The organism is Pseudomonas sp. 32_A, assembly GCF_017490905.1.
GTDB lineage: Bacteria > Pseudomonadota > Gammaproteobacteria > Pseudomonadales > Pseudomonadaceae > Aquipseudomonas > Aquipseudomonas inefficax.
Genome location: NZ_JAFGYI010000348.1, coordinates 1 through 444, shown reverse-complemented (window position 1 = coordinate 444; position 444 = coordinate 1). Strand labels below are relative to the sequence as shown.

Here is a 444-nt window from a genome sequence, read left to right as displayed (position 1 = left end):
TCCTTATGGCTGGGGGCTGTCACACCGGGCGGGCGCCCAGGCCCATGGCCTGGCGGGCGAACCAGCGCTTGGCCGGCGGCAGCAGGTCGAGGCCGAGCAGCCCCAGGTTGCGGCCGGTGGCGAGCAGCGGCTGGGCGTTGGAGAACAGGCGGGTGACGCGGTCGGAAAAACCGACGGTCATCTGCTGGTCCAGGCGCTGGCCGTCCAGATAGCGTTGCAGCACGGCGAAATCGCCCGGCGCGGCCTCTTCCTGCAGCAGCCGGTCGCCCAGGGCCTGGGCATCGCGCAGCGACAGGTTGAAGCCCTGCCCGGCAATCGGGTGCAGGCTGTGGGCGGCGTTGCCCAGCACCACCAGGTGCGGGCGAATCTGCTCTTCGGCCTCAATCAGGCTCAGCGGATAGCCATGGCGCGCCCCAACCTGACGGAAGGCACCCAGGCGATAAC

Annotated in this window: 1 protein-coding gene; it reads right to left on the bottom strand. The window is 70.3% G+C overall.

Annotated features, from left to right (window positions below):
* Positions 1 to 19: 19 nt before the first annotated feature.
* Positions 20 to 444, bottom strand: a 425-nt coding sequence (locus tag J5M58_RS27015; RefSeq protein ID WP_207880497.1) for an FAD-dependent monooxygenase, incomplete at its 5' end; no start/stop codon positions are given.